This window comes from Acidicapsa borealis (assembly GCF_059115245.1).
In genome coordinates this window covers 280,233-302,728 of record NZ_JCACNY010000001.1, presented here as the reverse complement: position 1 = coordinate 302,728, position 22,496 = coordinate 280,233, and the positions used below count along the sequence as shown (strand labels likewise).

Below are 22,496 nucleotides of genomic sequence, written 5' to 3'. Positions count from 1 at the left end.
ATAGTGATATGGGAAACGGAAAAAGCCACCCTGTTTGGGTGGCTTTTTCCTTAGGGAGAATAGTCCCAACGGAGGCAAGGCCATCAGAACTTTCTGGCTGCATACTAGGTGCGGGGCGCGACGGTGTCAAGGCAAAATCCGTCCGTAAATAAGTCTCACAGAATCAGTAACTTAAAATTCACGGCGGAAACATGTGTTGCGTCTTTTATTTTCCTTCTCTTCGCCTTTTACTTTCTGGATTCGCCTCGCTTAGAGATGGTTTTCTGGGGTTTTGTACCGGTTTTCCACACATCAAACCGCATTATGGGATTCGCGCGGGAGTCTGTCCTCGGTACCACTCGGAAAACAATAACCGCTACTCAAGGTCCAGTTTGGTGAAGTCCTGATCGTACATCGAAGAGGCTGGCTTGCCGCGCATCACGCGGTAAGCGGCCCTTCCACCACCCAAAAAGAGTGCCACTCCCAGCGCTGCTACAAACATCACGATGACCATCGTGACAATTGCCAGCAGTAGCTTGGCTGTCTTCTGGATCTCCGTGTCTCCGCCGCTGCCCGGGATGGCCGACGTTTCCGCGTCGAAGTGCACCAGGCCGATCAGCCTGTGCGCGTCATCCGGGATCGCATCTCCACTCACCACCGCCACTAGCGGCCCGCTGCGGCGAACCTCGAACGCCGTGGCATTCGAATCCTGCAACGGCTTTGGAAAGGGATGCACTGTCCCGCCGACAGCAGTCTTGCCGCCGGACTTCAGGTAGTCAGCGAACGCCTGCGCATGCGTCGCCGCCATCTGTGGCGTGGGATAGTTGATGACTGTGAGCGTCGCCGGGCCAGAGCGCAGCGAGTAGGTCGCCGTCGCCACTTCCGCACCACGATCAAAGCCCACCATCTCCGGCGGCAGCACACCAAAGGGATCGGCCGCGCCCGTCGAGCCTATGTAGCCCGCCGGTCCGAGCGCATAATGCATCGTTTGCGGATCCATATACTTCTGTGGCAGGTCGCCCAGCACGGGCGGGGGAACAGACTTGTTTCCTTCGGGAAGCGGAATCCTCGTCGCCAGATCGCGCAGCTCCGAACCGGACATCGCCGTCACATGCGAAAACTCCGAGTCCACAACCACATTCCCTACCCAGAAAAGCACGCGGTTCTTGTCAGACGCTCCGCCCGTACCGATCTGGACCTTTGGCCAACCCGAGTGCCGGTAAAACGAATACGCTCCGTACGCTCCGCTAGCATCCGTAAAGCGCAGCGCTTTCACCCTGAGCGTCTCGCCACGCCGGCCGTAGTCGGCCAATACGCCATCCGTAAAGCCGTACTCCTTCAGCGCGGCCACATTCGAGGCATCCACCTGGGCGGGATCACTGACAGCTTTGGGATCGGCAGACGTCTCCCACCCCGAAAACACCCCCGGCAACAACGGAACGTCGACCTTCACAACCGGTGCCGGGGCGGGCTTGGCAGGCGGCGTCTTGGTGGCGGCATGAGGCTGGCTCTGTGCATGCAAGAGCGTCGCAGAGCTGACCGCCGCAACAGCAACACAGAGAACATAGACCGAAAGGCACGCTACGGCGAGTTTAGGAAGTTTGCGCATATCACCAACCTTCAGCCTTTACCCTGCGAGCGCACAGATTCTCGCTGCCAGAAAGGCTGCCTACACTCTTAGACACCACAGAATCAATTTTTGAAGCATCCTAGAGTTTTTGCGTTTCGATGCGGTCACTGCGCAGATCGGGCACGAACTGGCTACCGAAATGCCGGAAGTCCGTCACCTGCTGCAGATCGAAAGCGGGAGCCTTAACAGTCCTGGGAACGCGCACCCGGAAGAAATCAGCCCCTTCTATCTCCTTGAGCCAGAAAGCGGCACGAGGATCTGGATTCTCCGTAGCAATCTCAACATTGCTCACTTCCAGATTGCGAATGTGCCGGAAGAAGATACCAGTCGCCGGAATATCCCCAAACATCTCCGGGTCAGGATACTTCGTCTCATTCTCAGGAGGCTGCAGTGCAACTAACTCCGCACTTGCACCACCCGCTTGGTGAAGATAGACGTTCGATATCTTCACGTCTTCAATCGGATAGTTGGGAATGCCACTGATGATAGACGGGAGGATAGTTCCGCCCGAACTCGTAATATTATTGATCAGCAGCCGGCGAATATAACCCATCTTCGCATCCTTAGGTCCACGCATACGGCTCCCCAGGCGAATGAAGATAGGTGACCCGACCGTATTCCGCATGGCGATGTTGGTCAGCGTGATGTCCTCGCAGACCGCTCCATCCTCCGACTCCAGAATGAATCCATGCGACCGGTCGAACACGCAATTCGAGACAGTGATATTACGGAATCCGCCATTGGATTCCGTGCCGCACTTGATCCTACCCGTACGATACGTCTTATCTCCCTGCGCAAAAACCTTCCACGTGCCGTCGAGCACCGAACCCATCTCATAGCCGCCCGTCACCATGCAGTTGATGATCGTGAGATCCTCCGTAACCCGCGCGTAGCCTAACGCAAAGGAACTCTTCGGGCAGATGCCGTCATCCCAGGGCGAGTTGACCGTGCAGTTGGAGACGCGAACATTTTTGCAGCAATCGATGTCCATGCCATCGCGGTTCGTGTCGATGACCAGATTATCGATCGTCATGTTGTCGACACCAGTCGCCAAAATCCCGAACCACCCGCCCTGCAGAATCGAGAAGTCGCGGAAGATCACGTTATGACAGTTCTTCAGTGCAATGGCCTTATTGCCGTTGCCGGGTCTATTGCTGTCAGGCAGATCCTTCTGACTATCCCATCCGCGGCTGAGGCCCTTGCCCCAGATAAGTCCCGGCCCCTGGATCGAGATATCATGGATATCCTCTCCCCAGATCAGCGAGTTATGCCAGTGGTTATGCCCATAATCCTGATAAGGTTCCCACGCTCCCTGCGGCTCGGCAGCGTCATACCCGCCATCCGCTATTCCCTCGTGCGGAGTAGCTTCCGCTAGTATCACCGCACCCTGATCCAGATACAACGTGACATGACTCTTCAGCCGGATTGAATAACTCGCGTAGGTTCCCGCAGGAAAGAAAACCGTACCGCCGCCCGCAGCCGCCGCAGCCTCGATCGCACGATTGATCGCCGGGCTGTCCAACGTCTTGCCATCCCCCGTCGCGCCAAAATTACGCACATTGAAGCCATGCAGATGCCCTTCGGCAGCTGGTTTTGTTGCGAGCCCAGGAGCACCACCGCTCACAGCTCCCATCAATGGAGCAGCATTCGCTGCGACGGTACCGCTAGCCAGTGCTCCGGCAAAAGTCACGAGTTCTCTGCGATTCAGTGTCATCCTTCAACCTTTGATTCGTAAATTTGCGCGACTTGCGGCATATCCACTGTAATCGCTTACATCGACCTTGGGCCAGTATGGAACACGAACCTGGTTTCAGCAGGATTATGATTTCGTTACGGAGGATTGAGCGATGGCAAATGCAAAACTGCTGATGCTGGTAGGAGATTACGTCGAGGATTACGAAGTGATGGTGCCGTTCCAGGCGCTACAGATGGTGGGTCACACGGTCGACGCGGTCTGTCCGAACAAGACAAAAGGCCAGTTCGTCCGCACCGCAATACACGACTTCGAAGGCGACCAGACTTACTCTGAGAAGCCCGGCCACAACTTCGTCCTCAACGCCACGTTTGCTGACATCAAGGCAGAAGACTACGATGGCCTGGTCATCCCCGGTGGACGCGCTCCCGAATACCTCCGCCTCAACGAGCGCATTCTCGATATCGTCCGCTACTTCGCCCGCGCCGATAAGCCGATTGCGGCCATCTGCCATGCTGCGCAGATTCTTGCCGCCGCAGGCGTCATCGATGGCAAGCAGGTCAGCTGCTATCCCGCCTGCTCGCCGGAAGTGGTCCTCGCGGGCGGGAAATTCGCTTCCATTGAGGTCACCGCTGCCATCACGGACGGCAAGCTCGTTACCGCTCCCGCCTGGCCGGCTCACCCCACCTGGCTCGCCATGTTTCAGGAAGTGCTGGTCGGCCACCTGGCAGAGAAATCGAACCTCGTCGAAGTCTAGACCACAGGAAGGGCGTATTTCCTGCAAGTGAAAAAAGCAGCCAATCCAGCCAAACCTGCGTCCTATCAAACAGACTCGGATGGAAGGGCAACTCCGCGCGCTGCATCGACGCAGCACGGAGTCAATGGGGCGAGGAATGACGGGAAGAAACGCTGAAGTGAATCGTGAGGCCGCGCTTTCGGCCACTTCTCAGAGTCCGCGCAGCCCTACACTGCAACCAGCTCCGAAGAAACACCGGAAGCTGTCCCGCCTGAGCAAATGGCTCATCTGGATCGGCTTCATCCTGCTCTTTATCGTTCTCGTCGCAGGTATCACCGTCGCTATCCTCCTTCACCGCGCCGAACCGATGATCCGGGCAGCTCTCATCGAAACTCTGCAGAAGCGCTTTCATGCCCGGGTCGATCTCGACAACCTGCGTGTTTCCGTCCTCGACGGCTTCTGGGTGGAGGGCAACGGGCTCCGCATCTGGCTGCCTCAGGGACCAGACGCGTCCGGCCAGGTCTCTCAGTATGCACAGCAGCACCCCGAGCCCTGGATCGCCGTCGGCCACATGCATTTCCACGTCTCCTGGCATCTTCGTCCCGGCATGCCCATCATCATCAACGTCATACACGTAGACACGGTCAAGGTCGTGCTTCCCCCTAAGGAAGATCGGCCTTATCTCACTAAAACTGGCGCCGTCACTCAATCCGCGGGCCAGCCTCAGTCAGCCGACTTGCAGCAATCCCAAGGGCAAGGCAATAATGGCGGCCTGTTCAAGATGCCGCGCATCGAAATCAAGAAGATCGAGTGCAATGACGCCACACTCCTGATCGTACGCAAGCAGGAGCCCAACAAGGTCAAACCCCCGCTCGACTTCGAGCTTAGAAAAATCACGCTCCTCCCCGACGGCAAAGGCGGCCCCATCGCCTTTACCGTCGACATGATCAACGCCAGGCCCGTCGGCATCATCCACACCACCGGACATTTCGGCCCGTGGGTTACGGGAGATACGGGTGCCATGCCCATCAGCGGGGATTACAGGTTCGAGCACGCCGACCTCGGCACCATCAAAGGCATCGAAGGCATCCTAACCTCCACTGGAAGCTATTCCGGCACGCTCGGCCATATCAACACCCAGGGCACGACCCAGACTCCCGATTTCCGCCTCGAACGGGTCAAGAAGGGCACCGGCGTCATGCTGACGACCAGTTTCCAGGCCATAGTGGACGGCACCAATGGCAATACATGGCTCAGCAATGTCGACGCCACCCTCGGCCACACGCATTTTATCTGCAAAGGGCAGGTCCTGCGCGCCGACGACGTCCTCGCGAGCACCATCGGCGCCGACGGAGAAAAGATCAAAGGCCATGACATAGCGCTGGACGTAACCATGGACCGCGGCCGCATCGAGGATATCCTCCAGATTGCAGCCGACGCCGACCAGCCCTTCATGACCGGCAATCTCACGCTGCAGACCAAGTTCCACCTGCCGCCGGGCAAGGAGAGTGTCTGGGACAAACTCTTTCTCGACGGCCAGTTCCACCTCACCCAGGCCCGCTTCAGCAATCCCTCCATGCAAGGCAAGATCGAGCAGCTCAGTCTGCGCGGCCAGGGCAAGCCTGGCGACGTAAAGACCACCGACCCCACCACGGTCCTCTCCGAAATGCACGGCCACTTCAAACTCGGTAGCGGCATCCTGCAGCTCCCCGATCTCGACTACCTCGTTCCCGGTGCCGAGATCGTCGCCCATGGCAAATACGGCCTGCAGGCTGGCACACTCGACTTCGAAGGCGACGCCCGCCTCGACGCCACGCTTTCTAAGGTCATTGGCGGCTGGAAAGGCTTCTTACTCAAACCTGCCGATGGCCTCCTCCGCAAGAACGGTGCCGGACTCGACGTCCCAATCCACGTCCAGGGAACACGCAAGGAACCAAAGTTCGGCGTAGACTTCGACCGCCTCGGCAAAACGCAGAAGTCTGAAGACCATGCGCCCGATAAGACGAAGTCCGGCGTCATCAAGGACTGATCGGAATACCGGCAGTTTCAGCCGCCTCGACTGACAGGACAAATCCATATACAGATCCCCCCGGAATGCATTATTTTTGCCATGTCACACCGCGGCCAAACACATTGAGCTGCGGGCGGCAACCGGAGGTAACACCCAATGAAACCTACGCATCGAGCCGCACTCCTCGCGGCTGGACGTAATGCAGTCGTGTCTTCAGCCCTCGCGCTGTGGGCACTGTCAGGGATGGCCCAATCCGCCGATCCGAAACCCGAACCCAAGCCTTCTGGGTCCCGCCATGCATCCGCCGCCCTCAACGACTGGTGGAAGAACGCCGTCATCTACGAGATCTACCCGCGCAGCTTTCAGGACTCCAACGGCGACGGCATCGGCGACCTGAACGGCATCACCTCCCGTCTTGACTACCTGCAAAAGCTCGGCGTCGAAGCCATCTGGCTCACCCCCATCTACCCCTCGCCGCAGGCCGACTTCGGCTACGACATCGCCGACTACGAAGCCATCGACCCCCAGTACGGCACCATGGCCGACTTCGACAAGCTCCTCGCCGAAGCAAAGAAGCGCAACATCCGCGTCATCATGGACATGGTCATGAACCACTCCTCCAACCAGAACAAGTGGTTCCTCGAATCGCGCAGCTCCCGCAACAATCCCAAGCGCAACTGGTACGTCTGGAAAGACGGCAAAGGCGAAACCGCAACCAGCAAAGGCGAAGTCCCAAACAACTGGCAGTCGATCTTCGGCCACACCGCCTGGGAGTGGGACGAAAAGACCCGCCAGTACTACTACCACAAGTTCTATATCCAGCAGCCCGACTTCAACTGGAACAATCCCGAAGTCAAAAAGGCTTTCGACGAAGTCTCACGCTTCTGGCTCAAGAAGGGCGTAGCCGGTTTCCGCTTCGACGCCATCACCACCCTCTTTGAAGACCCCAACTGGATCGACGAAAAAGAGATCAAAGACTCCAACGGGAACACCATCAAGAACGCCTACGGTGACGTAACTCTCGAGAACGTCCGCACCGACAATCTGCCCGAAGTTCACCCGGTCATGGCGCATTATCGTAAGCTCTTCGACGACTTCCCCGCGGCCAGCTTTCCTGGCAAACGCATCATGATCGGCGAGACTTACGTTCCCACCATCAACGATCTCCTGCGCCTTTACGGCCCCAAGGATAAGCCTGAGTTTGAGCTACCCATGGACACCCAACTCGGCTTCATCAACAAGATGGACGTAGCCACCTTCCGCAGCAAGATCTCCGACGTCGAATCGAAGATCGACGGCAATGTTCCCATGATCGTCTTCGACAACCACGACAACCCGCGCATCGACGCCCGCTACGGCGACGGCGTGCATGACACGGATATCACCCGCGTCATCTCGACAGTTCTCTTCGCCAGCAAAGGCGCAGCGCTCTTCTACAACGGCGCAGAAATCGGCATGAAAACCACGCCGCCCGCCCGCAAGGAAGACGTCAAAGACCCCATCGGCGTCACCGGCTGGCCCAAGGAGAAAGGCCGCGATGGCGAGCGCACTCCGATGCAGTGGGACGACAGCGCCGAAGCCGGCTTCACAACCAGCTCAACCCCGTGGCTCCCCGTCCCGCCCAACAAATCCGAGATCAACGTCAAGACGGAAGAGTCCGACCCCAACTCCCTCCTCCACTGGTACATGTCTCTCATCCAGTTGAAGAAGACCAACCCCATCTTCATCCACGGCGACAACGTAATGCTCGACACCGAAAACTCGAAAGTCCTGAGCTGGATGCGCAAAGGCCCCGGCAACGCAGCGGTAGTCGTAGCCACTAATTTCACAGCAGAACCGCAGACAGTGAACCTCATCTCTGGCACCCCCAGCGGCAAGCTGACCACACTGCTCAAAACACCAGGCTCATCCGATCCAGCCAGCCTCGAAAAAATCGAGCTTCCACCCTACGGCGTCTACATCGGCGAAGTGAAATAGAAGTCCAACGAAGCAGAACAATGGCCAGGTCTCGAATCCGGGACCTGGCCATTTCTATTTGCGAAACACGTGATCGATCAGATAATCCCGCAATTCAAAATCGAAGCTACGGGTGTTCCGTTTGCCGCCTTTATCTTCGTCCTGCGCATCCGTGTTGTAAGCCACAATATAAGCCCGATGCCCCACCGGATCGATATAAAAATGGCTGCGAAACCCGTTCTGCCATCCAGCATGTCCAATCAACTTTAGCTCCCCATCCGTATGCACAAAGAAGCTGGTAGCCACCTCGTCGCGGGCCCCTTTGCGCGACTGAAAATCGTCATCCGGCATGACAGGTAGAAATGGCTTCCACATCTCCTCCAGCGATGCCCGCTTCAGCACCACGCCATACTCCTCCGCCTTCGCCGCATCGCCAAGCAGGAAGCGCAGATATTTCACCATGTCACTCACCGGAGCATTCAATCCACCATTCGACCGCGTAATCCCAGTATTGAAGTCAAACGGATCCTCAGTCAGCTTGCCATCTTTCAAATCCCAGCTATGCGACCGGTAGCGCACCAGAAAGTAAGGACTGCGATCAAAGTAAGACCGGCTCATCCCCAACGGCCGCAACACATTCTTCTCCATATAAACGGCATACGAATCGCCCGAAAGCCGCTCAATGATCTCGCCTTCAAAGACCACACCAAGATTCGAATAACTGAACTTCGACCCCGGCGCAAAAGCCACATCGGTATACGGCAGCATGGCCACAATCTGCGACCACTGCGTTGGCTCAAAAGGCTGCCACGCCTTGTCATCGTCATGCCACGGCCACGTCGCATCGCGAAAGCCGCCGGCATGCGCCATCACATCGCGAATCGTAACCTGCGCAATCGGCCCAAACGGATCATGCACCGCAGCCAGCTCAGGAATGTACTGAATCAGCGGATCATCCAGCGACAGCAGTCCGCGATCCCGCAGCTGCATAATCGCAATGCCCGTCAGCGACTTGGTGCACGAAGCCCAGTGATACGTCGTGGCCTCATCCACCGGCACATCAGGAGACTTCCCCTGCAGCCCATAGTCATCGTGAAAGACAACGTCCTTGCCATCCAGGATGATCAGCGAACTCCCGACAATCCCATTCCGCTTCAACCCCGCCTCATAGTAAGCGCGCACCGCGTCCGCATCACGCAGAGAAGCCTGCGCAGCGCAGGAGAGCGGCAACAGCAAGCACCCCAGCACCACACAGGCTTTCTTCAGCATCAGCTACCCTTATGCCTTCTCGGCCTTCTTCGCCTTTGAGTCTTCAAACTGCTTCATTGAGCGCACAATGTGGTCGCGCGCGTATGCAGCATCGTGCCAGCCCTTGATCTCCACGCGCTTGCCTTCGAGATCCTTGTAGATCGAGAAGAAGTGCGTAATCTCCTTCAACATATGCGGATAAATATCTGTGTAATTCCAAACATTGTTATAGCGCGGATTGTTGTTACCGACAGCCAGAACCTTTTCGTCGAGCACGCCCTGGTCCATCATCTCCAGCAGGCCAATCGGACGAACCTCGTGCACGCATCCCGAGAAGCTGCAGTAGGGCACCAGCACCAGCACATCCAGCGGATCGCCATCATCACTCAACGTCGAAGGGATAAATCCGTAGTCCCCTGGATAATGCACCGGCGAATACAAGTTACGATCCAGCTTGAAAACATGTAACTCTTTGTCGTACTCGAATTTATTCGTCCCATCTTTCGGGATCTCGATGACGGCGCGAAAGACTTCCGGGGCACGATCACCGATCGGCAGTTCAAGGTAGTTAATCATTCTGTTCTCGCTTCTCCTTACGGGGGTTAGGTGCGGATGGTCATGATTCTTCTTGTCAGGCTAGTCTGCCAGTTGAGTCCGTCAAGTGAACCGAATCCGTCATGCAAGAGGATGAGGCCTGACTCGGCCCATTCTGATTCTTCCACAGCCACGTACCGGAGCGTGAGATGGATACAGCAAGCCGCTGGAACTACTATAATTACGGCAAATGAAGGCACATGTCTACGTAACTTTGAAAACCTCCGTCCTCGATCCCCAGGGCCAGACCATCCAGAACGCGCTGCGCAAGCATCAGTTCGCCGGAATCGAGTCCGTGCGCCAGGGCAAATACTTCCAGCTCACCCTTGCCGACGGCCTCTCAGCCGATGTTGCGAAGGCCGAAGTCGAGCGCGTTGCCAAGGAAGTCCTGGTCAACCCCGTCATCGAAGACTTCACCTACCGCATCGAGGACTAGTCCCCATGGCAACCGCATCTGGCGAAAACCAGCAAAGTTCTTCGCCTCTGCGCGCCATCGGTTCAGCGATCCTTACCGCCGTCCGTTGCCTCGCAGGCTGGATCGTCGGCTACCTCATCTCTTTCATCTCGTCCTTCGGACTCTTCGTCCTCGCCCACATGGACGCAGCCAAACCGGCATCGCCCCTGGTCATCGCCGGCGTCACGGTCTACTGCATCTTCTTCGGCATCCTCGGAGCGGCGATCGGAGCGCAATTCTGCCGCCGCCAGGCCATGGTCATCGGTGGCCTCTTCGTCCTGACCAATCTAGCGCTGGCCACCTGGTCCTGGTACCAATCCCCCAACGCGGCCCACTGGACCCAGTTCATCGCCATCTTCGCGATCTCGCCGGCTGCCCTCTTTGGCGCCTACATCAGCCGCCCCGCAGCGGTGCCGTCCCAATAGCGATGGGTCCGCAGCCGCGCTAGGGCGAAAGATCAGTTTCAGCTCACTGTCATCTTGTAGACATTCCCGTGACTGTCTTTCGCTACAGCTTTCTGTCCGTCCCCACCGCATAATTGCAGCTGCAGCACCGTCCCCGCACTTCCCGTAATCGTTGCGCCGCCGCAAGTCCGGTTCCCGAGCACATGCGCCACGTAATACCCCTGGCCAAACACGGAATCCCACGTCACGCTCAGATCAGTTGGCGACGACGGATCAGCCGGTCCGGGAGTACCCAACTTCCAGCGACCATCAAATCGTTCCCCGTTCTCGAGCGTCGTAGAGAATGCGCCCGACTTCGCCGCCATGTTGGCACTGATCTTGGCTCGAAACACGGGCGGAGGTATCTTGGCGGCAACTGGTCCTGAAACAGGGTACATACCCAGCTTCACGCAACCAGACAGAACCAGGACAACTGCAAACACCGGGATCACTCCCGCAAATCGTACAAATCTTGAAATCATTGAGTGCTTCTCCTTGACTGCTCCAAAGACGCGCCAGTACACCCAATAGTCGCAGACCAGTCCCGACCTTGAGCGTTGACGCAACTCCACCGTCCGCAACGGGTTCTACAATCCAACTATGTGCGGAATTGTCGGTTACGTCGGCCCCAAAGAAGTTGTCCCGGTCATCCTCGAAGGTTTACGCCGTCTCGAATATCGCGGCTATGATTCCGCCGGCATCGCTGTCGGCTGCCCCGGCGAAGAAAAGCTGCAAATCGCTCGCGCCCCCGGAAAGCTCAAGAACATCGAGCAGGTTCTCCGCGACCATCCGCTCCACGGCACCTACGGAATCGGCCACACCCGGTGGGCCACCCATGGCCGCCCCACCGAAGAAAACGCCCACCCCCACCGCGACTGCACCGGACGCATCGTAGTCGTCCACAACGGCATCGTGGAAAACTACCTGGAGCTCAAGCGCGAACTCACTGCCAAGGGCCACAAATTCATCACTGAAACCGACACCGAGATCATCGCCCACCTCATCGAACAGATCCAGAAAGACGCCGAAGCCGCAGGCGCGCCGATCTCGCTGGAGGGTGCCGTTCGCCAGGCCGTCAAGCGTCTCACCGGAGCCTTCGCCCTCGGCGTCCTCTCCTCGCTCGAACCCAATAAGATCGTTGCCGCCCGCTTCGGCCCACCGGCAGTCATCGGCGTTGGCGAAGGCGAGTACTTCGTCGCATCCGACGTCCCCGGCATCCTCCACCACACCCGCAACATCGCCTTCCTCAACGATGGCGAAATGGCCATCCTCACCCTCAACGGCATCGAGCTTACCGACTTCGACGGCAAACCGCTCCCGCTCAAGATCCAGCGCATCACCTGGGACCCCATCCAGGCCGAAAAGGGCGGCTACAAGCATTTCATGCTCAAGGAAATCTTCGAGCAGCCCCGCGCCATCCGCGACACCGTCCTCAGCCGCGTCTCGCTCGACACAGGCCAGGTCTTTCTCAACGAAATGGCCCTCAAGCCCGAAGACCTCGCCCAGATCACCAGCATCAACATCGCCGCCTGCGGCACCAGCTGGCACGCCGCCACCGCCGGCAAATACATGATCGAGCGCCTCGCCCGCATCCCCGTCGAAGTCGACTACGCCAGCGAGTACCGCTACCGCTCGCCCATCGCCGACCCCAACGCGCTCGGCCTGCTCATCACTCAGTCCGGCGAAACCGCCGACACCCTGGCCGCCCAGCGCGAAATGATCGCCCTAGGCTCCAAAACGGTAGCCATCTGCAACGTCGTCGGAGCCATGATCACCCGCGACGCCAATGGCACCATCTACACCCACGCTGGCCCTGAAATCGGCGTAGCCAGCACAAAGGCTTTCACCGCGCAGATCACCGCGCTGTTCCTCTTCGCTCTACACCTGGCTCAGGTCCGCAAGCAGCTAACCCAGGCGGAGTCGCTGGCCCTCGTCGAAGAACTCGGCAAAATCCCGGCCAAGATCAACGACATGCTCCCCCGCATCTCCGCCCAGTGCGAAGAGCTGGCCAAGCAGTTCTCCACCGCCCGCGACTTCCTCTACCTCGGCCGCGGTATCCACTTCCCCATCGCCCTCGAAGGCGCTCTCAAGCTCAAAGAAATCAGCTACATCCACGCCGAAGGCTACCCCGCCGGCGAAATGAAGCACGGCCCCAACGCTCTCATCGACGAAACACTGCCAGTCGTTGTTCTCGCCACCCAGGATCCCACCGACCCCGGCTCAAGACTCCGCTACGAAAAGACCCTCTCCAACGTCCAGGAAGTCACCGCGAGATCAGGCCGAGTGATCGCCATCGCCATCGAAGGCCAACAGGACATCGCCCAACTGGTAGAGCAGGTCATCACCATCCCCCAAGCCCCTGAACTCCTGCTCCCCCTGCTCGAAATCGTCCCCCTGCAACTCCTCGCCTATCACATAGCCGTAAGAAGAGGCTGCGACGTAGACCAGCCCCGCAATCTAGCCAAGTCCGTCACCGTGGAATGACGTACGAGTAGGGTGAAAAGGCACATCAAAATGATATGATCTGGCTACTTTTAAGCAGACAGTCCATTTGAGAGGTCCAAGCGATAGTTCGCTAATCACTCTATGATTCAGAATTTGAGTGCCTATCAATTTACGCGGTTCATGACGAGCGGGAGGACCTCTCCGATGTTAGTCAGCTGTGAAGACGAGACCGGGGCAGCAGCGGGAGACTGGGTGGTTAAGCTTCGCGGATCGATCCACCAGTCTGGATTGCTCAAAGAACTAATCGGGAACAAACTGGTATCTCATTTTGCTTTGCCAACGCCTGAACCAGCACTCATTAGGATCGAGCCGGCGCTCGCAAGGTTGATCGCTGATTCCCACCCATCCAAAGCCGAACTGATGAATGGCAGCGTTGGTTTGAACTTCGGAACACGAGAAGTGATCGGATTCGGAACTTGGCCTGTTGATAGGTCTCTTTCAGGCGCAATGCGGCAGGCTGCGACCGAGATTTTTGCCTTCGATGCCTTTGTGCAGAATCCGGACAGACGGTTCGACAATGCTAATGTGCTTGTGAATGGAGACACGGTGTTGATCCTTGATCACGAGCTGGCATTCTCGTTTCTCATGGCTATATTCCCTTCGACTACTCCGTGGAGGTTAGATCAACGATTCCTGACGAATCACGTCTTCTACCGTCAGTTGAAGTCTCAGCCCTCAGATCTCACAGACTTTACACTGCGCTTAGCTGATCTTTCGGATTTGATAGTTGACATGATTTTTGCGGATGTGCCCTTTGAGTGGAACAATGACGACGTACCGAAAATCGGCCAACATCTTCGCACGATGAGACAGCACGCGGAAGAGTTTGCCGAGGAAATTCGGAGGTTCCTAGTATGAAGTTCGAGTACAGCTTCAGCGTTTTGCGTTATGTTCACGACCCCACAACGCAAGAGTTCGTAAATATCGGTGTCGCTGTTTTCTCACCTCAGGCTCAATTCTTGCGAGCTATCTGTACGCAAAAGTATGGACGTATCACCCACCTCTTCCATGAGATCGACGGTCCACGATTCCGCCAAATCTCACGGTACCTGCAGGATCAGATTTGTCTGTCCGGTCAGGCGCAGAAGTCCGCTCTCCCATTCGATCCAAGTGTTAGCATCGAGCAAATTCTGGCAAAGGTGCTCCCCGCTGATGACAGCGCATTCCAGTTTTCAAAGGTCGGAGTTGGTCTAAGTAATGATCTTGATAGAACTTTATCTGAGTTGTTTAAGCGGCATGTCGAACGATACACATCCGCAGGTGAAGCTCGCCGAACAAAAGAGGACGTGTGGCGCGTTTTTAAGGAACCGTTAGACCGCGTTCACGTGACACAGCGACTGAGTCCTAAGACAATTGTGGCATCCAGTTATGAATATGACTTCGAGAGATCTTGGAAGAACGAAATTTGGCACGTCTACGAACCGATCTCCTTTGATATGGTCGAGGCAAGTTCAATACTCGAAAAGGCGAATCGTTGGCTAGGCCGCGTTACCAGCTTGATGGATAGTCCAGAGTCATTCAAAATCCATATGCTGTTAGGCGAGCCTACGGACGATCGCTTGAAGGAAACATTTATAAAGGCGCAAAACATCCTAAACAAAATGCCCGGGAGGAAGGAATTTGTCCGTGAATCCGAGGCAGACGCATTTGCAGAGGAACTAGCGCAAGAAATAGCGAACCACTGATTCAAAGGTCGCTCAACGCTCGAAAATTCACGTCGCCTAGGCCGGCTAGTCGTACCATGGCTTGCCCCGTAAACCGGAGCCCAAAATGCCCTCATCCGAATCCACCCTCACCCGCTGGGCCGACATCGAAGTCGAGCCCATGAACAACCTCATCGGCCGCCAGTTCGTCGTCGGCAGCAACGTTATGGTGGCCCGCGTCCTGCTCAAGAAGGGCGCGCACGTCCCGCTCCACAGCCATCACAACGAGCAGATCACCTACGTCCTCGACGGCGCCCTGAAGTTCCACCTCGAAGGCCGCGAAGTCACCGTCCACGCAGGCGAAGTCCTCTGCATCCCACCCCATGTACCCCACGAAGCCTTCGCTCTCGAAGACACCGTCGACCTCGATATCTTCAACCCTCCACGCCAGGACTGGATCGACCGCGACGACGCTTACCTGCGCTCCGCTCCTTCGGAAAACCAAAGCTGAGTCCACAGGATGAAACCTTTCGCCGCAAGAGTCCGCGTGCGGTGAAAGAGCGTTCTCTATTGCACACGATTCGCCCTCCCCATTGAAGGACCCGCGCAACCTCACTCCCAATCCCTGGCAACGAAGCTAGGCATAGGGAGTAATTCACCATGCAGAACAAAGAACCCCAGCTATTTTCCCGGCGCCGAATGGTCACCTCCATGGGCGCAGGCCTCGCCGCAGCCACCGTCGCCCCAGGGATTGGCAACGCCGCCTCTTCATCAGTCACTCCGACCGCTCAGCCGCTCCAGGACCCAACAACTAAATACCCCAGGCCGCCGTTCGCCGGCCAGTCCCAGCCTTGGCCAGGCCTCGCCAGCAAGATGGACCCGAAGCCCGACCACGGCGAAACCAGCTACCGCGGCTCTGGCCGTCTCGCCGGGCGTAAAGCCCTCATCACAGGCGGCGACTCCGGCATGGGCCGCGCCGCCGCCATCGCCTACGCCCGCGAGGGCGCCGACGTCGCGATCAACTACTACCCCACCGAAGAACCCGACGCCCAGGAAGTTATCGCGCTCATCAAAGCCGAAGGCCGCAAAGCCATTGCCATCCCCGGCGACCTCCGCGACGAACACTTCTGCACCCAGCTCGTCGCTAAAGCCGTCGAAGGCCTCGGCGGACTCGACATCGTCATCAACAACGCAGGCCGCCAGCAGAGCAAGCCATCCATCCTCGACATCTCCAGCGAAGAGTTTGACTGGACCATGAAAACCAACATCTACGCGCCCTTCTGGATCATCAAGGCCGCCCTTCCCCACCTCAAGCCCGGCTCGGTCATCATCGGTACCACCTCCGAGCAGGCCTACGACCCATCCCCGGACCTCTACGACTACGCCCAGACCAAGGCCGCGACCATGAACTACGTTAAGTCGCTCGCCAAGCAGCTCGGCCCCAAAGGCATCCGTGTCAACGGCGTCGCCCCCGGCCCCATCTGGACCCCGTTGCAGGTCAGCGGTGGCGCCAGCCAGGAAAAGCTCAAGCAGTTCGGCGGACAAACCCCACTCGGCCGCCCCGGTCAGCCAGCCGAACTTGGCTCCATCTACGTTCAACTAGCCGCAGCCGACGCCAGCTATGCCAACGGCCAGGTCTACGGATCAGCCGGCGGCACCGGCCAACCATAATCACCTACACTTGAAGTGCCTTCGAAGCCGCCAAGCTCAATGCTTGGCGGCTTTTTCTCGTCCACTATCCCGCGCGCACCGGCGTCTGCGAAGATTGACCGCAGAGGCCCGCCATGCACCTTACCCCGACCGAAGCCCGCGTCCTCGGCGCGCTCATCGAAAAGGAAATCACCACCCCCGAGTACTACCCGCTCTCGCTCAACGCGCTCGTCAACGCCTGCAACCAGAAAAACAACCGCGAGCCCGTCACGTCGCTCGATGAAGCCGAGGTCCGCCAGGCCCTCCACAGCCTCGAAACCGAACGCCTCGCCGGAGCCGTCCGCAGCGACAGCCGCGTCGCCAAATACGAGCACCGCGTCCAGGAAGTCTTCAACTTCACCCGCGGCGAAATCGCCGTAGTCTGCGTCCTGCTCCTGCGTGGCCCGCAAACCCCAGGCGAACTCCGAGGACGAACCGAGCGCATGTATAAGTTCGACGAGCTAAGCGACGTCCAGTCCGTCCTCCAGCGCCTTATCGCCCGCGAACCCGAGCCTCTGGTAAAAATCCTCCCGCGCCAGCCCGGCACCAAGGAAGCCCGCTACACCCACCTGCTCTCCGGCGACGTAGAATCCTTCGAACCAGCCGTAAGCCAATCGTCCACGTCCTATTCCTACGCCAGCAGCCAAAGTAGCGCCACCAGCTCAGCCGACGACGAAGAGCTCAAAGAACGCATGGCCCAGCTCGAAGCCGAAGTAGCCATCCTAACCCGCGAACTCGGCGAACTCCGCGAAGAATTCAGCCGCCTCTCCAAACTCCTCGAGTAATCCACTTGCCGCAATGCCGTTACTCGAGCGTCGAACGATGAACTCGCTTCTCGCCGGCGTTGAATTTGCTTCTAAGGTAGGCCGGGGATTCATCCCCGGCACAAAACAGGAAATCTAGGGTGGCCTTTAGCCCCCGAGGTAAGTCTTTCGCTTCTCTGGCCGCACGTAATCGAATCGAATCTCACTCAACTCAGCCAACCTGCCGTTGAATCAGCGCCACACTAGCCGCCAACGTCCCGGGCGCATCCCCAAAGTCCTCGATCCACTCAACCTCAGGCTCCCGCCGAAACCAGGTCAACTGCCGCTTCGCATAATTCCGATGCCCCTGCTGCGCCTGCGCTACCGCGTCCTCAAGCGTCAGCAACCCATCCACCACCGCAACAGCCTGCCGGTACCCAAGAGCATCCAGCGCCTGCACCCGCCCGAAGCGCTCCACCAAACTACGCGCCTCCTCCACCAGCCCAGCCGCAAACATCCCCGCGGCCCGCGCATTCAAGCGCCCATAGAGATCAGCTCGAGCCGGATTCAGCCCAATCCGCAGCAACCGGAAGCCCGTAAGCGGATCACGCCCTGGAGTGGCCCCGGCCGCAAACGCCTCAGAAATCGGCAGCTTCCCTGCCAGGCAAACCTCTATCGCCCGGATCAGCTTCGGCACATCGTTGGCATGAATCCGCCCCGCCGCCACCGGGTCGAGCCGCCTAAGAATCCGGTGCAGCCATCCGACCCCGTGTTTCTCATGACTGGCATTCAGCCGAGCCCGCAGTTCATCCTGCCGCGCCGGCCCGGCAAACAAACCTTCCGTAAGCGCGCGCAGATACAGTCCCGTCCCGCCCGTAACAATCGGCAACCGACCACGCCTGGCAATCTCCCGCAGCGCCGCCCGCGCCAGCCTGCTGTATTCCCCGGCAGTCATCCGCTCATCCGGATCAACCACGTCAATCAAATGATGCCGCGCCCGCGCCTGTTCCTCGCACGTAGGCTTGGCCGACCCCAGGTCCATCCCGCGATAGACGGCCACAGAATCGCAGCTGATAATCTCCCCGCCAAATCGCTCCGCCAGCGCTAGCGAAAGCGCCGTCTTCCCGCTGCCCGTAGGCCCCAGAATCAAAACCGCCAGCGGATCAGACAAATCTGTACCAGCAACTACCAAAGCCGCCACCACCCCGCCGGAAACAGCGTCCCGGCCGACATCACGACCAGCCGGTATACAAGCACCCCTAGCGCCACCACCAGCAGCCCGATCGCCTGATTCCGCCCAAACAGCCGCTGCTGCCCCTCGCGCCGAGCGTCACGGTCCCGCCGAACTTCCAGCCTTTGAACTCGATTCTCCACTCGGACCTCCCTCGCTCAGCCCTCCGAAAGTATAGCGGAGCCTTCGATTGGCACTTCCTCCCCAGACTCAGCTAACCTGTAAGAAAGCTGCAACTCACTTGCAACGGCCCAGGCAGGGATAAACGATGAAAGTCTTGATTTTTGGTTCAGGCGGACGCGAGCATGCACTCGCCTGGGCAGTAGCAAAGAGCCCCAAGGTCACAGAAGTCGTCTGCGCCCCCGGTAACGGCGGTATGGCCTCCGTCGGCTCGTCGCAATGCAAGTCTCGCCTCGTCCCCGTGTCCCTCTCCGACCTCGACGCCATGGTGAAAGTAGCCATCCAGGAGCAGCCCGGCCTCACCATCGTCGGCCCGGAACTCCCGTTATCCCTCGGCCTCGTCGACGAGCTTCAGCTCCGCGGCCTCAAAGTCTTCGGCCCCAGCAAAGCCGCGGCCATGCTAGAAACCAGCAAGTCCTTCGCCAAGCGCTTCCTCCAGCGCCACCAGATCCCCACTGCCAACTACGCCGTCTGCACCTCGTCAGAAGAAGTCGAAAAAGCCATCGAGTTCTTCCACGCCCCGATCGTCGTCAAAGCCGATGGGCTCGCCGCCGGCAAAGGCGTCGTCATCTGCCAGTCCCGCCGCGCGGCGCTAGAAGCCGCCCACGGCCTCTTCAGTGGCAAGCTCATCGGCACACCCGAGCAGCAGCTCGTCATCGAAGAGTTCCTCATCGGCGAAGAAGTCAGCTTCCTCTGTCTCTGTGACGGCAAGCACGTGGCCCCACTCGCTCCCGCGCAAGACCATAAGCGCATCGGCGAAGGCGACACCGGCCCCAACACCGGCGGCATGGGCGTCTATTCGAACAACGCCATCCTTGAACCAGAAATGCAGGAGTGGGTCCTGAAGCACATCGCCCGCCCCACTCTCAAAGGCATGGCCGACGAAGACACCCCGTTCGTAGGCGTCCTCTACATCGGCCTCATGATGACCGCCCGCGGCCCACAGGTGCTCGAATACAACACCCGCTTCGGCGATCCAGAAACCCAGGCCATCCTCATGCGCCTCGACTACGAAGGCGGCTTCGATCTCGTCGAAGCCCTCGAAGCCTGCGTCGACGGCCGCCTCTCCGAAACCGAATTCAAGTGGAAGCCCGGCGCCAGCGCCTGCGTCATCGCTGCCTCCGGCGGATACCCCGGCACCTACCACACCGGCTACCCCATCAACGGCCTGGATGAAGTGACCAAGCTCCCCGGCGTCCAGGTCTTCCATTCCGGCACAGCTCTGGTCAACGGTGAAGTCCGTACCGCCGGTGGCCGCGTCCTCGGCGTCACTGCAGCCGCCCCCACGTTGCAGGAAGCCCTCAACGACGCCTACGCAGCCCTGAGCAAGATTAGCTTTCAAGACATGTACTTCCGCAAAGACATCGGCCACCGCGCACTCAATAAACCCGGCGCGTGACGAGTTAGTGGCCCTGACGTCCGAACGCAAAGACAATCGCCAGAAAGATGGCCGCAGCCGCAAGCAGGATCAGCGCCAGCATTCCGCATATAAACCAGGCCGCCCGCCGCTCCTGCTGTGGCGTAGGTTGTGTAATTCCAAAGAAATTAATAAATCCGTTCGTAATACCTCGAAAAAAGCTGATCATAACGTCCTGTCCGTCAAGTGCTCTTTATAGGTTGAATAGTTCCCGCAACCGGCGCGTCTGTGCCCGGCTCACAGGAATCTCCGTCTGCCTCTTGTCGTCCATGCGAAGCTGGTAGCTCGACTTGAACCACGGCACCACCTCGCGAATGTGATTGATATTCACCACAAAGCCGCGATGCGCCCGCCAGAACAGATTCGGGTCCAGCAACTCCAGAAGATCTTCGAGTGTCCGGCACTTCGACTGCCCCTCAACGGTTGGCGTAACCACCCGAATCGTCCCGTCCTCAATCGCCGCAAAGCATATGTCAGACTGGTCCACCAGCAGCAGTCTGCTCTGCACCTGCACGATGAGCTTGCTCGGCAGTTTTCCGGACTGCCGCTCCGGTTGCCGGTGCAACCGCTCCAGCATCGTGTTGATCCCGGCATCCACACCGCGCCCGCCATGGGAGGTTGAAGCCGACGGTAGCGCGGAATTCAGTCCATCCTGCCCAAGATCCTGCATACGTGAGCGAGTCCGCTCCACAGCTTGCACAATACGGCTGCGATCAAACGGCTTCAGAAGATAGTCAACTGCATTCACATCGAAGGCGCGAACCGCGTATTGGTCATACGCTGTGGCAAAGACAATCAGCGGCATACGCTGCGTAAGTGCGGGATCGGCATGATCCACCAAATGCTTGACCACTGCAAACCCGTCCAGCCCTGGCATCTGCACATCCAGAAACACCACGTCTGGCTGATGCTCCTCGATGAGTTCGAGAGCCTCAATCCCGTTCGACCCCTCAGCAAGTACATCTACGTTCCCAATCGAGTCGAGTAGGTACTTCAACTCTTCGCGGGCGAGTTGCTCGTCATCAATCACTAAAGCCGTGATAGGCATAGGGATTGGAGCATCGGAACCTGTGGAAGGTTGCAGGGAATCGTCCTTGAGATGACTGTTCGGCACGGCCAGCGGGTCCTTCCTATCCAGTCTTGCAGAATCCGCCTTGCAAAGCCTGACCTAGTGAGTCTAATCCACCAGCGCCCGGAGCCGCGCCGGCATATGATCCTCAGCCAGCTCGTGCCCGCACCGCGTGCAGAACTGATCCGTGATCCGCACCGACCGGAAGCAGTTCCCACAGCTTGCCGTCAATTGATAGCTGCACTGCGGGCAGAAATGAAACTCATTCTGCACATGCGTGCCGCATGCCGCGCATAGCGAAGTCACGGGCAGGCGCAGCAGGAAGTACAACACCGCACCTATACCGCCTGGCAGCACAAAGCAGAGGAGCATCCAGAATCGCGTGCTCATTGCCCGACGCGGAGCATCCCGGCTCACATATCCCACCATCAGGAAATAGAGCGCCGTCAGAATCCCCCACGACAGATTCAAATAGGCCCGCAATCCCAGCGGCGCCGGCGGATGATGCCGCTGCTCCGGCAAAATGTACCAGAAGTAATACTCGACGGCCACAAAGGCGATGCCCGCTACGATCATCGACCATACAGGGATCAGCTGTGCGTCTTCATTGACCGGAATGGATTGTGGATCGCGCATGGAAGTATCCCGGAAGCATAACTCAGATCGTCGTGCAAATCTACATCTTCAGACGCTGCCAATGAGAAAGAAGTTGCGACACAATCCGCGCTCAGGTGTCGAATCGAGAGTAAGTTCCCGCTGCGCGAGTGGCATTCCGATACTTCTGCTAGGAACGCTTACGCCACCAGCCAGCCACAACAGCGGCCGCAATCAGCGCCGGGCAAACGATACAAGCCCACAGCGCCAGCTGGTTACCCGGATCGCCAAGATGCTCCCCGGCAATCAGGCTATCGACCGCCTCCCACAGCAGGGGCGTAATCAACACCACGGAGACAAGTGCCAGCGCAATCGCCAGAGCCCGCGCGCGGCTCTTGACCTGATTCCGCTCCTTGATCACACCGAGAGAGCTCGCAACAACCCGCCGTGTCCGATGCGCCACCGCACGCTCGCGGTTCGCCTCCAGCCCGGAAAGCGCGGACAGCAAATCGGCCGAAAACCCCGAGGGCTGCCCTTCGCCTTCGCGGCGTGCGCCATTGTTCGAATCTTCGGCGGAATTTCCTGATTGTGCGGCTGCGGTCAAGCAGACTCCTACCTGATCCCGGCGTGCGGATAACGGAGATTTTTGGCGGCTAGCGGCCCGTTCTAAAAAATATCGCC

The 22,496-nt window shown here is 58.5% G+C and carries 23 protein-coding genes; 12 read left to right on the top strand and 11 right to left on the bottom strand.

Annotation, left to right across the window (positions count from 1 at the left end; all coding sequences use genetic code 11):
- Positions 1-355 precede the first annotated feature (355 nt).
- Together AC5S27_RS01215 and AC5S27_RS01210 are read right to left on the bottom strand one after the other, a co-directional pair.
- Positions 356-1,588 (bottom strand): DUF6599 family protein, encoded by a 1,233-nt coding sequence (locus AC5S27_RS01215; RefSeq protein WP_493932761.1) that lies wholly within the window; start codon positions 1,586-1,588, stop codon positions 356-358.
- Between the two features lie 100 nt (positions 1,589-1,688).
- Complete coding sequence (locus AC5S27_RS01210; protein WP_493932760.1) at positions 1,689-3,323, bottom strand: rhamnogalacturonidase; 1,635 nt, start codon at positions 3,321-3,323, stop codon at positions 1,689-1,691.
- A 133-nt stretch (positions 3,324-3,456) separates the two neighbouring features.
- Here AC5S27_RS01210 and AC5S27_RS01205 point away from each other — a divergent pair, with 133 nt between their 5' ends.
- The 3 genes from AC5S27_RS01205 (at position 3,457) to AC5S27_RS01195 (ending at position 8,026) form a co-directional block, all read left to right on the top strand.
- Positions 3,457-4,059 carry a DJ-1/PfpI family protein gene (locus AC5S27_RS01205; protein ID WP_493932759.1) on the top strand — a complete coding sequence of 201 codons (603 nt, stop codon included), beginning with the start codon at positions 3,457-3,459 and terminating at the stop codon, positions 4,057-4,059.
- A gap of 136 nt (positions 4,060-4,195) precedes the next feature.
- The gene (locus AC5S27_RS01200) at positions 4,196-6,067 is read left to right on the top strand and encodes an AsmA family protein (protein WP_493932758.1); all 1,872 of its coding nucleotides are present in this window, start codon (positions 4,196-4,198) and stop codon (positions 6,065-6,067) included.
- 138 nt (positions 6,068-6,205) lie between these two features.
- Positions 6,206-8,026 (top strand): glycoside hydrolase family 13 protein, encoded by a 1,821-nt coding sequence (locus tag AC5S27_RS01195; RefSeq protein ID WP_493932757.1) that lies wholly within the window; start codon positions 6,206-6,208, stop codon positions 8,024-8,026.
- A gap of 54 nt (positions 8,027-8,080) precedes the next feature.
- Here the strand turns inward: AC5S27_RS01195 and AC5S27_RS01190 are convergent, their stop codons facing one another.
- On the bottom strand, positions 8,081-9,274 hold the full coding sequence (locus AC5S27_RS01190) for a serine hydrolase domain-containing protein (RefSeq protein ID WP_493932756.1): 1,194 nt from the start codon (positions 9,272-9,274) through the stop codon (positions 8,081-8,083).
- Positions 9,275-9,283: 9 nt separating this feature from the next.
- A complete protein-coding gene (locus AC5S27_RS01185) occupies positions 9,284-9,829 on the bottom strand; it encodes an inorganic diphosphatase (RefSeq protein WP_493932755.1) in 546 nt (181 codons plus the stop codon).
- A 208-nt stretch (positions 9,830-10,037) separates the two neighbouring features.
- Between AC5S27_RS01185 and purS the strand changes: the two genes are divergently transcribed.
- Positions 10,038-10,283 (top strand): phosphoribosylformylglycinamidine synthase subunit PurS, encoded by a 246-nt coding sequence (purS, locus tag AC5S27_RS01180; protein ID WP_493932754.1) that lies wholly within the window; start codon positions 10,038-10,040, stop codon positions 10,281-10,283.
- A gap of 5 nt (positions 10,284-10,288) precedes the next feature.
- Positions 10,289-10,726 carry a hypothetical protein gene (locus AC5S27_RS01175; RefSeq protein WP_493932753.1) on the top strand — a complete coding sequence of 146 codons (438 nt, stop codon included), beginning with the start codon at positions 10,289-10,291 and terminating at the stop codon, positions 10,724-10,726.
- Positions 10,727-10,764: 38 nt separating this feature from the next.
- On the opposite strand, the gene AC5S27_RS01170 is transcribed toward AC5S27_RS01175, so the two are convergent.
- Entirely contained in the window at positions 10,765-11,226 is a 462-nt protein-coding gene (locus tag AC5S27_RS01170) for a hypothetical protein (protein ID WP_493932752.1), read from the bottom strand.
- A gap of 118 nt (positions 11,227-11,344) precedes the next feature.
- Here AC5S27_RS01170 and glmS point away from each other — a divergent pair, with 118 nt between their 5' ends.
- The 6 genes from glmS to AC5S27_RS01140 all read left to right on the top strand — a co-directional run bounded on the left by glmS (position 11,345) and on the right by AC5S27_RS01140 (position 17,366).
- Positions 11,345-13,228 (top strand): glutamine--fructose-6-phosphate transaminase (isomerizing), encoded by a 1,884-nt coding sequence (gene glmS, locus AC5S27_RS01165; RefSeq protein ID WP_493932751.1) that lies wholly within the window; start codon positions 11,345-11,347, stop codon positions 13,226-13,228.
- Positions 13,229-13,330: 102 nt separating this feature from the next.
- Positions 13,331-14,107, top strand: a complete 777-nt coding sequence (locus AC5S27_RS01160; RefSeq protein ID WP_493932750.1) for a HipA family kinase — start codon at positions 13,331-13,333, stop codon at positions 14,105-14,107.
- On the top strand, positions 14,104-14,934 hold the full coding sequence (locus tag AC5S27_RS01155) for a DUF3037 domain-containing protein (RefSeq protein WP_493932749.1): 831 nt from the start codon (positions 14,104-14,106) through the stop codon (positions 14,932-14,934). Before AC5S27_RS01160 ends, AC5S27_RS01155 begins: the two co-directional genes overlap by 4 nt.
- Before the next feature lie 85 nt (positions 14,935-15,019).
- On the top strand, positions 15,020-15,403 hold the full coding sequence (locus AC5S27_RS01150; protein ID WP_493932748.1) for a cupin domain-containing protein: 384 nt from the start codon (positions 15,020-15,022) through the stop codon (positions 15,401-15,403).
- A 149-nt stretch (positions 15,404-15,552) separates the two neighbouring features.
- Positions 15,553-16,563, top strand: a complete 1,011-nt coding sequence (locus AC5S27_RS01145) for an SDR family oxidoreductase (protein ID WP_493932747.1) — start codon at positions 15,553-15,555, stop codon at positions 16,561-16,563.
- 113 nt (positions 16,564-16,676) lie between these two features.
- A complete protein-coding gene (locus AC5S27_RS01140) occupies positions 16,677-17,366 on the top strand; it encodes a YceH family protein (RefSeq protein ID WP_493932746.1) in 690 nt (229 codons plus the stop codon).
- A gap of 190 nt (positions 17,367-17,556) precedes the next feature.
- Here the strand turns inward: AC5S27_RS01140 and miaA are convergent, their stop codons facing one another.
- Positions 17,557-18,525 (bottom strand): tRNA (adenosine(37)-N6)-dimethylallyltransferase MiaA, encoded by a 969-nt coding sequence (gene miaA, locus AC5S27_RS01135; RefSeq protein WP_493932745.1) that lies wholly within the window; start codon positions 18,523-18,525, stop codon positions 17,557-17,559.
- Entirely contained in the window at positions 18,510-18,698 is a 189-nt protein-coding gene (locus AC5S27_RS01130) for a hypothetical protein (protein ID WP_493932744.1), read from the bottom strand. Before AC5S27_RS01130 ends, miaA begins: the two co-directional genes overlap by 16 nt.
- Positions 18,699-18,823: 125 nt before the next feature.
- On the opposite strand from AC5S27_RS01130, the gene purD reads away from it, so the two are divergent.
- Positions 18,824-20,134: a phosphoribosylamine--glycine ligase gene (purD, locus tag AC5S27_RS01125; RefSeq protein ID WP_493932743.1), complete on the top strand. Its 1,311-nt coding sequence runs from the start codon at positions 18,824-18,826 to the stop codon at positions 20,132-20,134.
- Between the two features lie 4 nt (positions 20,135-20,138).
- Here purD and AC5S27_RS01120 read toward each other — a convergent pair whose 3' ends face one another.
- The 4 genes from AC5S27_RS01120 to AC5S27_RS01105 all read right to left on the bottom strand — a co-directional run bounded on the left by AC5S27_RS01120 (position 20,139) and on the right by AC5S27_RS01105 (position 22,419).
- On the bottom strand, positions 20,139-20,321 hold the full coding sequence (locus AC5S27_RS01120) for a hypothetical protein (protein WP_493932742.1): 183 nt from the start codon (positions 20,319-20,321) through the stop codon (positions 20,139-20,141).
- Between the two features lie 24 nt (positions 20,322-20,345).
- Positions 20,346-21,200, bottom strand: coding sequence for a LytR/AlgR family response regulator transcription factor (locus AC5S27_RS01115; RefSeq protein ID WP_493937252.1), 855 nt, complete (start codon positions 21,198-21,200; stop codon positions 20,346-20,348).
- Positions 21,201-21,329: 129 nt separating this feature from the next.
- On the bottom strand, positions 21,330-21,857 hold the full coding sequence (locus AC5S27_RS01110; RefSeq protein ID WP_493932741.1) for a zinc ribbon domain-containing protein: 528 nt from the start codon (positions 21,855-21,857) through the stop codon (positions 21,330-21,332).
- A gap of 148 nt (positions 21,858-22,005) precedes the next feature.
- Entirely contained in the window at positions 22,006-22,419 is a 414-nt protein-coding gene (locus tag AC5S27_RS01105) for a hypothetical protein (protein ID WP_493932740.1), read from the bottom strand.
- Positions 22,420-22,496 lie beyond the last annotated feature (77 nt).